General features: G+C 60.6%; 9 protein-coding genes and 2 pseudogenes. 6 read left to right on the top strand and 5 right to left on the bottom strand.

The features are described from left to right. Positions 1-73 precede the first annotated feature (73 nt). Positions 74-1,732 (top strand): energy-dependent translational throttle protein EttA, encoded by a 1,659-nt coding sequence (ettA, locus tag AACL53_RS08825; protein WP_339084118.1) that lies wholly within the window; start codon positions 74-76, stop codon positions 1,730-1,732. A 69-nt stretch (positions 1,733-1,801) separates the two neighbouring features. On the opposite strand, the gene AACL53_RS08820 is transcribed toward ettA, so the two are convergent. The 4 genes from AACL53_RS08820 to AACL53_RS08805 all read right to left on the bottom strand — a co-directional run bounded on the left by AACL53_RS08820 (position 1,802) and on the right by AACL53_RS08805 (position 5,972). Continuing rightward, entirely contained in the window at positions 1,802-3,667 is a 1,866-nt protein-coding gene (locus tag AACL53_RS08820; protein ID WP_339084117.1) for a hypothetical protein, read from the bottom strand. Between the two features lie 177 nt (positions 3,668-3,844). Continuing rightward, positions 3,845-4,432, bottom strand: a complete 588-nt coding sequence (locus tag AACL53_RS08815) for a PRC-barrel domain-containing protein (protein ID WP_339084116.1) — start codon at positions 4,430-4,432, stop codon at positions 3,845-3,847. A 195-nt stretch (positions 4,433-4,627) separates the two neighbouring features. Then, a complete protein-coding gene (locus AACL53_RS08810; protein ID WP_339084115.1) occupies positions 4,628-5,101 on the bottom strand; it encodes an ABC transporter substrate-binding protein in 474 nt (157 codons plus the stop codon). A 250-nt stretch (positions 5,102-5,351) separates the two neighbouring features. Further along, positions 5,352-5,972 (bottom strand): hypothetical protein, encoded by a 621-nt coding sequence (locus AACL53_RS08805; RefSeq protein WP_339084114.1) that lies wholly within the window; start codon positions 5,970-5,972, stop codon positions 5,352-5,354. A gap of 160 nt (positions 5,973-6,132) precedes the next feature. On the opposite strand from AACL53_RS08805, the gene AACL53_RS08800 reads away from it, so the two are divergent. The 5 genes and pseudogenes from AACL53_RS08800 to metH all read left to right on the top strand — a co-directional run. Beyond that, positions 6,133-7,146: a metalloregulator ArsR/SmtB family transcription factor gene (locus tag AACL53_RS08800; RefSeq protein WP_339084113.1), complete on the top strand. Its 1,014-nt coding sequence runs from the start codon at positions 6,133-6,135 to the stop codon at positions 7,144-7,146. Continuing rightward, complete coding sequence (metF, locus tag AACL53_RS08795; protein WP_339084112.1) at positions 7,146-8,060, top strand: methylenetetrahydrofolate reductase [NAD(P)H]; 915 nt, start codon at positions 7,146-7,148, stop codon at positions 8,058-8,060. The genes AACL53_RS08800 and metF overlap by 1 nt, the downstream gene beginning before the upstream one ends. 25 nt (positions 8,061-8,085) lie before the next feature. Then, positions 8,086-9,138 (top strand): annotated as a pseudogene (locus AACL53_RS08790) (homocysteine S-methyltransferase family protein); the annotation flags it as partial. A gap of 13 nt (positions 9,139-9,151) precedes the next feature. After that, the gene (locus AACL53_RS08785) at positions 9,152-9,844 is read left to right on the top strand and encodes a class I SAM-dependent methyltransferase (protein WP_339084111.1); all 693 of its coding nucleotides are present in this window, start codon (positions 9,152-9,154) and stop codon (positions 9,842-9,844) included. Between the two features lie 57 nt (positions 9,845-9,901). Continuing rightward, positions 9,902-12,595: pseudogene (metH, locus tag AACL53_RS08780) on the top strand (methionine synthase); the annotation flags it as partial. Positions 12,596-13,273: 678 nt separating this feature from the next. On the opposite strand, the gene AACL53_RS08775 reads toward metH, so the two are convergent. Beyond that, the gene (locus tag AACL53_RS08775; protein ID WP_339084110.1) at positions 13,274-13,771 is read right to left on the bottom strand and encodes a GNAT family N-acetyltransferase; all 498 of its coding nucleotides are present in this window, start codon (positions 13,769-13,771) and stop codon (positions 13,274-13,276) included. Between the last annotated feature and the right edge of the window lies 1 nt (position 13,772).

Raw genomic sequence — 13,772 nt, 5'->3', positions numbered from 1 at the left:
CAATTGAGGAAGTCGCGACAATCGGGTAGGAAGGCCCCAATCCCTAAACCTTACCCCCAACGAGGCGCCGCGCATGGCAGCACACCAGTACGTTTATCATATGCATAAGCTGTCCAAAGCCTATCCGGGCGGAAAGCAGGTGCTGAAGGACGTCTCCCTTTCGTTCCTGCCGGGCGCAAAGATCGGTGTCGTCGGCCTCAATGGCTCCGGTAAATCGACGCTGCTGAAAATCATGGCCGGCAGGATCGACGACTTCACGGGCGAAGCTCGCCCAGCGGACGGCATCAAGGTTGGCTATCTGCCGCAAGAGCCGGAGCTTGATCCGAACAAGGACGTTCTTGGCAACGCGATGGAGGGCGTGGCCGAGAAGAAGGCCATTCTCGATCGCTACAATGAAATCGCCGCGAACTACACCGAGGAAACCGCCGACGAGATGACGGCGCTCCAGGACCAGATCGATGCGCAGAACCTTTGGGATCTCGACGCTCAGGTCGAGCAGGCGCTCGACGCTCTGCGCTCGCCCCCCGGCGACTCCGATGTCACGAAGCTGTCGGGCGGCGAAAAGCGCCGCGTCGCGCTGACCAAGCTTTTGCTGTCGAAGCCCGACATTCTTCTCCTCGACGAGCCGACCAACCATCTCGACGCCGAGAGCGTCGCGTGGCTCGAACGCTATCTGAAAGAGTACACGGGCTGCGTCATCCTCGTGACCCACGACCGCTACTTCCTCGACAACATCACGGAATGGACCTTGGAACTCGACCGCGGGCATGGCGTGCCGTGGAAAGGCAACTACTCCGGTTGGCTCGAGCAGAAGGCCAAGCGCGAGGCTGTCGAGAAGGCACAGGAAGAAGGCAAGCAAAAGACTCTGTCCCGCGAACTCGAGTGGATCAGATCGTCGCCGAAAGCGCGTCAGGCCAAATCGAAGGCGCGTATCACGGCGTACGAGAAGTTGGCTGACGAAGCCGGCCGCGAGGAAGCGGGACGCGCATCCATCCAGATCGCGACCGGACCGCGCCTCGGTGGCGTCGTCATCGAAGCGGAAGGCCTGACGAAGGCCTTTGGCGACCGGCTGCTCATCGACGATCTCTCGTTCAAGCTGCCTCCAGGCGGCATCGTCGGCGTGATTGGCCCGAACGGCGCCGGCAAGACGACGTTGTTCAAAATGCTGACCGGTGCGGAAAAGCCCGACAAGGGTTCGATCCGTCTCGGCGATACCGTGAAGATCGGTTACGTCGATCAGTCCCGCGCGCACTTGGACGACAAGAAGACGGTCTGGGAAGAGATCTCAGGCGGCCTCGACCAGATGCTGCTTGGCGGCAAAAAAGAAGTCCCGAGCCGGGCGTATTGCGGCTGGTTCAACTTCAAGGGTGCCGACCAGCAGAAGAAGGTCGGCATGCTGTCCGGCGGCGAACGCAACCGCGTGCATCTCGCCAAACTCTTGAAGGAGGGCGGCAACTTGCTGCTGCTCGACGAGCCGACGAACGACCTCGATACGGAAACGCTCGGCGCGCTCGAAGCTGCGCTCGAAGATTTCCCCGGTTGCGCCGTGGTCATCTCGCATGACCGCTTCTTCCTCGATCGTCTCGCGACGCACATCCTCGCATTCGAAGGCGACAGCCACGTCGAATGGTTCGAAGGCAACTTCGCGGACTACGAAGAAGACAAGAAGCGCCGCCTCGGTGACCAGGCTGTCGAGCCCCACCGGATCAAGTTCAAGCGCTTCGAACGGTGACGTAATACGAGGCCAGCTGACAGACGGACACGCCCATCCACTCGGAGAGCGTGTCCGTACAGGCTGGCCTCAGTACATCTGAACCGGCAACACGCCGCCGGGTCCGATCATCAGGCCCCAGATTTCATCGGCGCCGACTTCGACTGGATCGTTAGGTCCAGCGCCGGCCGCGCCTTTGAGCTTGTATGGATATTTGCCGGGCGCGACTTCGAGCGTCGGCCCATCCGGACCGTTTTTGCCTGCACCGGCCGGGACCTTGATCGTCTTCCCGGCGATGGTGATGACGGCCTCGGTTTCGAGGAAGTTGCCGATCAGAAGTTTCGTCTGCCCGGGCTTAGCCATCATCCCGGATTTCTTCGCCTTATCGTCCTCGCGCACGCTAAGCGCGACCGTCGTCTCGCCATTGGCGCGACCGAGCTTCAGGACGGCGGGACCGTCAGCAGTCGCGTAGTGAATCTCCGCAGCGTCGTCCTTGATGACGGACTTCGATGTATCCTCTTTCCAATCACGCTTGCCGAGTTCGCGGCGATAAAAGGCAAGCACCGACGAAAACTTCGCCGGAACACTGGCATTAGCGCCGTGGCGAAACATCGACTGCTCGCTACCGCTAAGCGAATGCTCTTTCGGGACGGGGAGGCCTCCGGCATCTTCGGATTCGAGTTCCTTTTCAGGCTCGTTGGCCGCCGCGCTAGCAGCATCGCTGCTTGCGGAAGCCTCTTCGGTCGCCTCCGGCTTTTCGAGTGCCGAGCCCGAGGCGCTGACGTTGACCGCATCGCCCATCTTCATCAGCGTGAGCGAAAGGTCCTGCTCACCTTTTTGGAAGCTGAGCACCACCATGTTCGCCTGGTTGATCACGGACTTCTCTTCGCTCCAGCCGAGCGTCTTCATCTGGCTCCTGTAGAACGCCGCGATTTGCTTGATGCCGGATGACGAGTTGAATTCAAGTTTGCCGCTTGCGCCGTCGAAGTCGATGTCCGCTGCTGTCGACGGAACCGGAATGGGCGCTCTGTTACCGTCGAGAACGGTCAATGCTTCCGAGGGCTCATCGGAAGCCTTGTCGGCTTTGTCGGCGGCAGCGGGCTTTGCGCCCGGCATCGAGTCCGCGACCGACTGCTGCGCCTGTTTGATGATGCTTGCCGCCAGATCGTCGATGGCATCGCCGACCTTGTCCTGAGCTTTGGCTGCCGGAGCCGGAGCCGGTTCAGGCGCCTTCGCTGCTTCCGTCTTCGCAGCCGGGTGCAGGACTTCAGCGGGAACGGTCTCGATCTTCACCGTCGTCTTCCCGTCCTCCGCGCTCTGCAGCACAAGGATCAGAGGTTTGCCGGCGTCGCGAACGTAGTAGGCATAGAGGCCCTTCTCGGTCTTCTCGTCAGCGTAAGCCGACTTGGCGTTGTCCTTCACCGACCATGGCGACCAGCCGCGCGCGATCAGCTCCGTGCGGAGAAAATCCGATGTCGCCGCGAGGTTGCCGCTCGTCACGCACGATAGAAACGGCCGATCACCATCGAACTTGATGTCTGTCGCATCCTTGGGAAACGGCAAGTCGTTCGCGTTGATCACGCCGCTATAGGTGACGCTGGTCGCGTTATTCTGTGCGGGCGCGACGGTGATGAACACGGAGAGGCCAGTCGCGCCTTTCTTCAGGTTCGCGATTGCCATGGTGGGGCTCTTGATCTGCTCGCCGAAGGCCGGCGCATACGGCTGCCAACCCGCTGCCTTCAGCGCCGCGACGGTGCCGTCGGCCGTCTCGGCGACGGCTCCCGGCGCCGTGAAAATCGTGGACGACGGGCTCGCGAAGATGTTATTCGTGCCGGAGACGCGTGGGAGCTTGCTTGTATCGAGAGTTTCGTCCTCCGCCGCGACGCCGATGCTAACGAAGAGTGCAAATGCCGATAAGACAAACGAAATAGAAGTGAGGAAGCCACTGCTGCGCATGACGTTTCCATTCTCCGACGCTGGCGATGTCATTGCCGCCGGAGGTCCTGCATATGCGAGCGGCCCGCCGATTGCGAGAGAACCGGCCGGCAAATTCGGTTGAACACGGACAATTCACAGCAAAAAGCCGCGCTTCGGTTAAAAGCGCGGCTTCCGGAATGAGGTTCTGTGGACTGATCAGCCGTTGCTGTTGTCGATGATCGGAAGCTTCTTGGCTTCTTCCGAGCTGAGCGACAGCTTCACGCCGTCGGAAACGCTAGTGATCTTGTCGCCGGAAATGGCGAAGACCTTCGCGTTGATGCCGGCTGCAACGCCGTCCGTAACGAGAATTTCTTGAACCTTGCCGGCATCGTCGGATTTGACGCCGTTGACCTCACCGATCTTCGCGCCATCGGCGCCATAGACCGCGGCTCCGATTTTCAATTCGCTGGCCGAGACGGAGGACGCTCCTGATGCGGGAGCTTCAGCACCCTCAGCCGCAGCTGGAGCTTCCTGATGTTCCGCCGGGGCAGTAGCTTCTGCCGGAGCTTCCGGGGCCGCTGCCGCGCCATCCTGAGCGGGCTCTGCGCTGGGCGCAGCCTGTTCCGCCCCATCGCCCGCAGCCGGGAGTGTATCCGTGCCGCCTTCAGCGGCAGGCGCCGCTTGATCGGTCTCCGCGGCGGGCGGCTGTTGATCATCCGCCGATGCCGGTGACATCGACATCGCTGTGCCGAGGCCAACGGCAAGCGCCATGCCGCACACAAAACGCAACTTCAGAGAATTCATCACCCGTCTCCATCCCCGCTCACGACCGAACGCACACAGCACTTATGGAACGTGCGCGTCGTCATTTTCCGTCCCCGTTTGACAAGGACCATGAGTACGGCCCTTTGTCAAAATTCTCGGCACCGGCCTACGGAAGTGTGACCATCACCGGCAAATGCACACGTACATCCGGCGAAAAGCGCCCGATGGCAGATGCTACCGGCTCAGAGCCAATACAAGGGCGCGCGGATTATTTCCGTTCTCGGTGATGTAATTCTGGAAAAGATCGTCGAGGAACGACGTCATCCAGAAGCCGACCACCTGCGCGTCGCGAACCTTGTAGCCCGACCCTGATTTCATCACGAGCCAGCGGATGTCGTAGCTTTCGCCCGTCATCAGCGTGATGCGGCCGTCGACATTCGTGCCGCCCGCGTCACCAGGACCCTGACCTGTCACGACAGCGCTTTTGACCATGTACTTCGGGCCTTCTTTGGCCGCGTACTTGGCGATGAAATTGATCATGCCGTTGTAATACGCCGGACGTTCGTCCTTCGGCAGCGTCCGGGCATGAGGACCAAGCGCCGTCAAGCCGATGCCGGGCACATCCATGTGCTGGCGCAGCACCTGGGCAAACTGTGCGACCCCGCCGGACTTCTGCGCGACGATCAACTCGTTTTGAACGCGCTGCATGTAAACCGCCGGAGATTCAGCCCGCGCTCCACCGGCAGAAATGGCGGCAAAGCAAGCGACCAAAATGGCAAGGCAACCAGCGGAGCGGATCCGTGAAAATGCCCACAACATGTCTAACCCTCGCATAGTCGTCCCCTGAAAAACCGGAAGTGGCAGGCCGCCCAATCAGACTCTGCCGTCCTCACTGCTTCGAAACAAGCCTCTCATGGCGTTAGAGAGGCAACAATCACGTCAAAACGATGCCGGATGGCTACGCTGCCACAGCATTTTCTCGGCCCGAGACCTGCGCGCCGACGCCAAAACGGCGCTCGGCCGGAGCAGAAGGAAGGCTCAGTAAATCGCAAAGCTCCTCGACCTCTCGCGCCCCGATATGCTCGGCGGTCATCAAAACGATGCTGCGATTTTTATTGGGATGCACAAGGACCGCCTCCTGCCGCACGCCCGAAAGGGAAGAACGGACATGCACGGCCACACCCTCGTAGGTGGCAAGCGGCATCCGCCAGAACGTCTTCGAAAAGGCAGTCCGGTCAATCACCTTGACCTCGCCATCGCGGATATCGACCTCCCGGTGCGAAAGCAAAGCGAGGATAATGTTGCGCAATGGCCAAACGATGAGACCCACCCAGAACACGAGAGCAAGCGCGAGCTCTATCGCAACCATGGGGTGTGCAATCATCGCGCTCCGGACTTCCGGAGAAGCGATCGCGTAGGCCGCGAAGCCCACTTGCGGGCCGATGATCAGGGCGGCCAAAATGATCATCAGCACGAGTCCCGGAACCCGGGTAAGCTTCGAGTTGGTTTGGCGAAGCATGATCGGCAACCTATAGGGGCTGCTCGAAAGCTCAATGACTTCAAAATCCCGACGCCGCATTCCGACTCGATCCCCGCAGACCTGACGGCGGCACATTATGGCGCATATAGCTAAAAGGCCGTTAACCCACGTATCACCGTTCAATTGAAGGAATTGAATTCCGCCACTTGACACATAAACATATCTTTATATGTTGTGGCGCATGCATCGATCGCCCGAAATGCGTACCGCTGATCTCGTCGCCGCGCTCAAAGCAGCGGCCGAGCCGACGCGTCTGCGGATTTTGCTGTTGCTCGCGGGCGGCGAACTCAACGTCAAGGATCTGACCCTCATCCTTGGCCAAAGCCAGCCGCGGGTCAGCCGCCATCTGAAGCTTCTGTGCGAAGCAGGCCTGATCGAGCGCTTCCGCGACGGCAGCTGGGTCTATTTTCATATTTCCGATCGCCAGCCGGGCGGCCGCTTGGCGCTGCGCCTCGTCTCGGACGTCGATCCAGCGGAGACTTCGGTCCGGCGTGATCGCGAGCGCGCGGAGGCCTTAAAGCGTGAGCGCGAAGCCACCGCCCAGGCGTTTTTCGAACAGCACGCTGCCGATTGGGATCGGATCAGAACCTTGCACGTCGCGGAAAACGACGTCGAGGCGGCGATGCGCCGTGCGATAGGCGAGGGGCCCTTCGGCCTCTTCGTCGATCTCGGAACGGGGACCGGACGGACGCTCGAACTGTTCGCAGACCGGTTTGCGCGGGGGCTCGGCCTCGACGTCAATCAGGCGATGCTCAACTACGCGCAGGCCAATCTGAAATCCAAGGGTTGCCTCAACGCGCAAGTGCGGCACGGCGATATCTATTCTCTGTCTCTCGCTGACCGGCAGGCCGACGTCGTAGTCATGCATCAGGTTCTGCATTTTCTATCCGATCCGGCGCTTGCCATTCGCGAAGCCGCACGCGTGCTCGCTCCGGGCGGCAAGCTGCTGATCATCGATTTTGCGCCGCATGATCTCGAGTTCCTGAGATCCCGCGAAGCGCACGAGCGGCTTGGCTTCCCGCATGAGCAGGTCGCCGGCTGGCTCAAGGATGCAGGTCTCGTTCCGAAGTCGACCGAGGATCTGAGACCGAAGGACGGCGACAGCGAAGAAATCCTGACCGTTACGATCTGGCTCGCGGAACGTCCCGCGGCGCAGGCATCGGTCGCAAGAATAGGCGCACCCGCTGAGGAAGTGCGCGAGGGGGCAGGTTGATGGCACAAACCAACGAACGCAAAAGCAAGCTGCTGGGATCGGGCGATATCCTCGTCAGCTTCGAATTTTTCCCGCCGAAGACCGAAAAGATGGAAGAGACGCTGTGGTCTTCGATCACGCGGCTTGCGCCGCTCGGCCCTGAATTCGTCTCGGTGACATACGGCGCAGGCGGATCGACGCGCGAACGTACGCACGCGACGGTGACCCGTCTCATCAAAGAGACGCCCTTGAAGCCCGCCGCGCATCTGACCTGCGTCGATGCCACGAAGGAAGAGGTGAACGCCGTCGCCAAGACGTATTGGGACGAGGGCGTCCGCCACATCGTCGCCCTGCGCGGAGATCCCGCACAAGGAACCGGCACGAAGTACGAGCCCTATCCGGGTGGTTACAAAAACGCAGCCGACCTCGTCGCAGGATTGAAGGCCATTGCCGATTTTGAAATTTCGGTTGCGGGCTATCCCGAGAAGCATCCGGAAAGCCCCTCGATCGAGGCCGACATCGAAAATCTGAAAGCCAAGGTCGATGCCGGCGCCGATCGCATCATCACCCAGTTCGGTTTCGATAACGCTCACTTCCTGCGCTTCATCGAGCGGGCGCGTGCTGCGGGCATTTGGGTCCCGATCTCTCCGGGCATCGTGCCGATCCATAACTTCAAGCAGGTCGCAGGCTTCGCGAAACGCGCAGGCGCAACGGTGCCGTCGTGGCTCGCACGGCGTTTCGAAGGGCTGGAAGACGACAGCGCCACCTCCCATCTCGTCGGAGCGGCCGTCGCGACCGAGCAGGTGATGGACCTCGTCGACGAGGGCATCAAGAAATTCCACTTCTACACGTTGAACCGCGCCGATCTCGTTTACGCCATTTGCCATCTGCTGGGCTTGCGCTCAGTCAGGGCGGCGAACGCGGACGCTGCGTGAAATTTCAGGAAAGTCGAGGCGTGATATGAGACGCAAACCAAGTTGGGCCGCGCTTGAAAAGGCCGCAAGCGAACGCATCCTGATCATCGATGGTGCGATGGGCACGATGATCCAGCAATACAAGCTCGGCGAAGAACATTATCGCGGCGAGCGCTTTGTCGATCATTCGAAGGACATCAAGGGCAACAACGATCTGCTCGTGCTGACGCAGCCGGAGATCATCCAGGAGATCCACAGCAAGTACCTGCAGGCGGGTGCCGATCTCATCGAGACGAACACGTTCAATGCGCAGCGCATTTCGATGGCCGACTATCACATGGAAGAGCTGTCCTATGAAATGAACGTCGAGGCGGCGAAGCTTGCGCGCCGCGCGGCGGATGAATGGACTAAGAAGACGCCCGAGAAGCCACGCTTCGTCGCGGGCGCGGTCGGACCGACCAATCGCACGGCGTCGATTTCGCCGGACGTCAACAATCCGGGCTACCGCAACGTCAGCTTCGATGAGTTGCGCGAAGCCTATAAGGAGCAGGTGAGGGGACTGATCGACGGCGGTTCCGACATCATTCTGATCGAAACGATCTTCGACACTTTGAACGCCAAGGCCGCGGGCTTCGCGACTTTGGAGGTCTTCGAGGAAAAAGATCTCGAGCTGCCGATCATGATTTCCGGAACGATCACGGATCGTTCGGGCCGCACGCTGTCCGGGCAAACGGCCGAAGCCTTCTGGTACTCGATGCGGCATCTGAAGCCGTTTTCGATCGGGCTCAACTGCGCGCTCGGAGCCGAGCTGATGCGGCCGTACATTGCCGAGCTTTCGCACGTCGCTGACGTGCGCATCTCGGCGTACCCGAATGCCGGCCTGCCGAATGCGATGGGCGAGTATGACGAAGGCCCCGACGAGATGGCCTGCAAGGTCGAGCCCTGGCTGGCCGACGGCCTGGTCAACATCGTGGGCGGCTGCTGCGGTTCGACGCCTGACCATATCGCGCACATCGCAAGCCACGCAAAATCCTATAAGCCGCGCGCGCTCCCCGAGCATCAGCCGCGCCTGCGCCTTTCCGGCCTCGAACCGTTCGTCCATGGGTGATCGTATGGCTGAAACGAAGTTCGACGAACGGCATCTTCCCGACGCCAGCGACTACGCCGCGGTCGTTGAGCGGTTCATTCCGGGCCGGCAGGCGATCTTCGCTATTGTCGAAGCCTCGCTTCTTGAGATCCTCACCGAGGGTCCGGCAAAGATTCTCGTTGTCGGCGCGGGCGGGGGCGAAGAAATTCTCCGTCTCGGAGCGGAGAATCCACTCTGGTCGTTCGTCGGCGTCGATACCTCCGAGCCAATGGTGGAAATGGCGCGTCGCCGAATTGCGGGAACGCCGCTTGCGGCTCGTGCCACGGTGCATTCAACCGCAATCGATAAGCTCGAAGACAATGGCTTCGATGCCGCGACGTGCATCCTGACCGCGCACTTCGTTCCAGACGATGGATCGAAGCTGGGCTTCCTGAGCGCAATTCATGGGCGATTGAAGCCCGGTGCGCCACTGACAATCGTTGACGGCGTCGAGGGCAACGGAGAAGCGCAGACGGAGCTGTTGCGGCGGATTTGGACGAGGCATGCGATCCGTAACGGTGTCGCCAAGGATGCTGCCGAGACGAATGCGCGAAACTTCAAGAACGTCGCCGTGGTGTCCGTCGAGCGGGAAGAGGAATTATTGAGAGCCGCAGGATTCACTGACATCGTGCCGATCTTCCGCGGCCTTGCAATCAAAGGGTGGCTCGCATTTGCGTGATCGCCACCAGCTCTATCCTTCTCAATTCCTAGCCAATACCGAGCGAAAGTCGAGCAGATGACATCCACCAACGCCGCGCAGTCGTTCATCAATATCGGCGAGCGCACGAACGTCACGGGTTCAGCGAAGTTCCGCAAGCTGATCGAGCAGAATGACTATGCCGGTGCCCTGGCCGTTGCACGCCAGCAGGTGGAAGCCGGCGCGCAGATCATCGACGTCAACATGGACGAAGGCCTGCTCGATTCCGAACGGGCGATGTCGACGTTCCTCAATATGATCGCGTCCGAACCCGACATCAGCCGGGTGCCGATCATGATCGACAGCTCCAAATGGAGCGTCATCGAGGCGGGCCTGAAGTGCGTGCAGGGCAAGCCGATCGTCAACTCGATCTCGATGAAGGAAGGCGAGGGGCCATTTCTTGAGCATGCGCGCAAGGTTTTGCGCTATGGCGCAGCTGTCGTCGTCATGGCTTTCGACGAGCAAGGCCAGGCCGACACGATTGAGCGCAAGGTTTCGATCTGCGAGCGCGCCTATAAGCTGCTGACGGAGAAAGTCGGCTTTCCGCCGGAAGACATCATCTTCGATCCGAACATCTTCGCCGTCGCCACGGGCATCGAAGAGCATAACGGCTACGGCATCGCCTTCATCGAGGCCGCGCGTCAGATCAAGGAGAAGATGCCGCTCGTCCACATCTCGGGCGGCGTTTCCAACCTGTCGTTCGCCTTCCGCGGCAACGAGCCGGTGCGCGAGGCGATGCACTCCGTGTTCCTCTACCACGCCATTCGAGCCGGTATGGATATGGGCATCGTCAATGCCGGTCAGCTCGCGCTCTATGACGACATTCCGGCGGAGCTGCGCGAACTCTGCGAGGATGTGATCCTCAATCGCCGCGACGATGCAACCGACCGCCTCCTCGAGGCGGCGCCGAAATTCAAGGGCGACGGCAGCGGCCAAAAGGCGAAGGAAAAAGATCTCTCGTGGCGCGAAGCGCCGGTTCAGGCGCGCCTCACCCACGCACTCGTCCACGGCATCACCGACTTTATCGAAGCCGACACGGAAGAGGCGCGTGCTGAGGCCGAGAAGCCGCTGCACGTCATCGAAGGCCCGCTGATGGCCGGCATGAACGTCGTCGGCGACCTCTTCGGCGCCGGCAAGATGTTCCTGCCGCAGGTCGTGAAATCGGCGCGGGTCATGAAGCAGGCGGTTGCATATTTGCAGCCGTACCTCGAGGCCGAGAAGAAAGCCTCGGGCCTCGACCAGAAGCCCGCCGCCGGCAAAATTCTGATGGCGACCGTCAAGGGCGACGTCCACGACATCGGCAAGAACATCGTCGGCGTCGTGCTCCAGTGCAACAACTACGAAGTTATCGATCTCGGCGTCATGGTGCCAGCCGCGAAAATCCTCGAGACGGCAAAGCGGGAAAAAGTCGATATGATCGGCCTGTCCGGCCTCATCACGCCGTCGCTCGACGAGATGTGCTTCGTAGCAGGCGAGATGGAGCGCGAAGGCTTTTCGATGCCGCTGTTGATTGGCGGCGCGACGACCAGCAAAGTGCACACGGCCGTCAAGATCAATCCGAACTATAACCGTGGGCAGGCCGTCTACGTTCTCGACGCGAGCCGGGCCGTTGGCGTTGTCTCGAAACTGCTGTCGGACACCGATAAGGCGCCGTACGTCGAAAACATCCAAGCCGAGTATGCAAAGGTTCGCGAGTCGCACCTCGCGAACGAAGCGCGCAAGCAGCGCATCACCTTGAAGGCCGCGCGCGACAACAGGTTCAAGGTCGACTGGCAGGCGTTCAAGCCGGTCAAGCCGAGCTTCCTCGGCGCGCGCAGCTTCTCGAATTTCAGCCTCGCATCGCTCGTTCCCTATATCGACTGGACGCCATTCTTCCAGACGTGGGAGCTGATCGGCCGTTATCCTCAAATCCTGACCGACAACAAAGTCGGCTCGGAAGCGAAGAAGCTCTTTGACGACGCTCAAGCGTTGTTGAAACGCATGGTCGCCGAGAAATGGGTGACGGCATCCGGCGTCGTCGGCTTCTGGCCGGCGAACAGCATCGGCGACGATATTGCGCTCTACGCGGACGACACGCGGTCCGGTGAGATGGCGACGCTGCATACCCTACGCCAGCAGATCGCCCGCGATCCGACGCGCAACCGCGCTCACGTGGCTCTCGCGGATTTCGTTGCGCCGAAAGAAACCGGGATCGCCGATTACGTCGGGACGTTCGCCGTGACGGCGGGCCTTGGCGAAGAAGAAGCCATCGAGCGTCACATCAAAAAGACCGACGACTACAACCGCATCATGGCGAAGGCGCTGTGCGATCGTTTGGCGGAAGCTTTTGCCGAAGCCATGCATGAGAAGGTCCGCAAGGAGCTTTGGGGCTATGCGAAATCCGAAAAACTCTCGGCCGAGGATTTGATCCTCGAGAAGTACCAGGGCATCCGCCCGGCGCCTGGCTATCCGGCCCAGCCCGATCACACCGAAAAGGCGACCATCTGGAAGCTGCTGGATGTCGAAAAGACCACCGGCATCACGTTGACGGAGAGCTACGCGATGTGGCCCGGTTCATCCGTGTCGGGACTTTATTTCGCGAATCCCGAAAGCCACTATTTCGGTGTCGGCAAGGTGGAGCGGGATCAGGTCGAGGACTACGCGGCTCGCAAGGGATGGACGGTTCAAGAAACGGAGCGTTGGCTCGCCCCCGTTTTGAATTATGAGCGGGCGAGCACAGCCGCGGCGGCCTGAGGCTCAACTCCCGAGTAAAAAAAATCGGCGCGGTCCGCATTCGGTACCGCGCCGTATGGTCGTTTGGCTCGCGCCAGACATCCCAGAAATAGTCCCCCGTCTCGTTGGCTCCTTGGAGCATCGCGCGTGGGATTACTGTTTCAGGCATTTCCTCCAGACGGTCGCTCTCAATTTGTCCCGAGCACGACCAGACCACGAAATCCAAACGACAATCTTACCGCAAGAGAGTTAAATTCACCCTGCAGAGCCTTGCCACCGGCCTCCGTTGAAGGCCTTGGAATTCGTCTCGCTTTCTTCGAAGCGTCGGCCGGAAGCTATGCAACAGCCGACATCGCTGACAAGCAAAAAGCATTTTGCGTCGCAGAAGCAGCGCTGCCTCAAAACGATTAATCTCGACGTCGAGATCGCGGCCTAGTCCATAAGCGAAGGCCACGGCTTCCGCGGCGATGGGGCGGCCTCTTCGAAAAGCCTCGCAAATACGCGGTTATCGTGATGAGCACGAAGATGGATCGCGGCCCGTCATAACGGCCGACTTGTTGAGATGCGCCGCACAATAACGATCCAAAATTAATTTCTTGCATTCACCACGAGTTTCGTGGCGTTCGCCGGTTACGAGCCCCGTAGGCATCAGCGCCTCATTGGCGGCCCAGGCAACTCAGCCGTGCAACGTAAGCCGCCTCAACCTATCGTTAGCCGTTTTCGAAAAAGTATTTCCGCGGCGCTGTCGGCGACGAGCCCGTCGATGATCCCGACGCGAGCGAAGCCGTGCCGTTCGTAGAAGGCCTGCGCGCCTGTGTTGAAATCGGATGCGACGACCCAAAGATTGCGGGCGTCACCCGCTTCCGATCCGCGCTCGAACCACAAGAGCGCTGAACGCCCCACGCCCTGGCGATGAAAGGCCGGCAGAATGCCGAGAAACTGCAGATAGGGTCCCCGGAGCCAATTGCTCCGGATGACGATTGCACCCGCGAGCACGCGATCGACGATGATCTGGAAACGCTGCGCGCCTGGTTCTTCGCCGGCAAGGAACGCGGCGAGCGTCTCGCCCGTGTAATCATAGCGTGCCCACGGATCGATCTGTGCGAGCGTCGCTCCGAGACTTTCCGCCGCCTCAGCCGTCATCGGTTCGAACGTCACCGCGCGATGGGAGACCGGCTGTGTGTCGGCTCCCGTCATC

This window comes from Hyphomicrobium sp. ghe19 (assembly GCF_902712875.1).
Lineage (GTDB): Bacteria > Pseudomonadota > Alphaproteobacteria > Rhizobiales > Hyphomicrobiaceae > Hyphomicrobium_B.
Note: the sequence above shows the minus strand (reverse complement) of the source record. Positions and strands in the feature narration are given on the sequence as shown.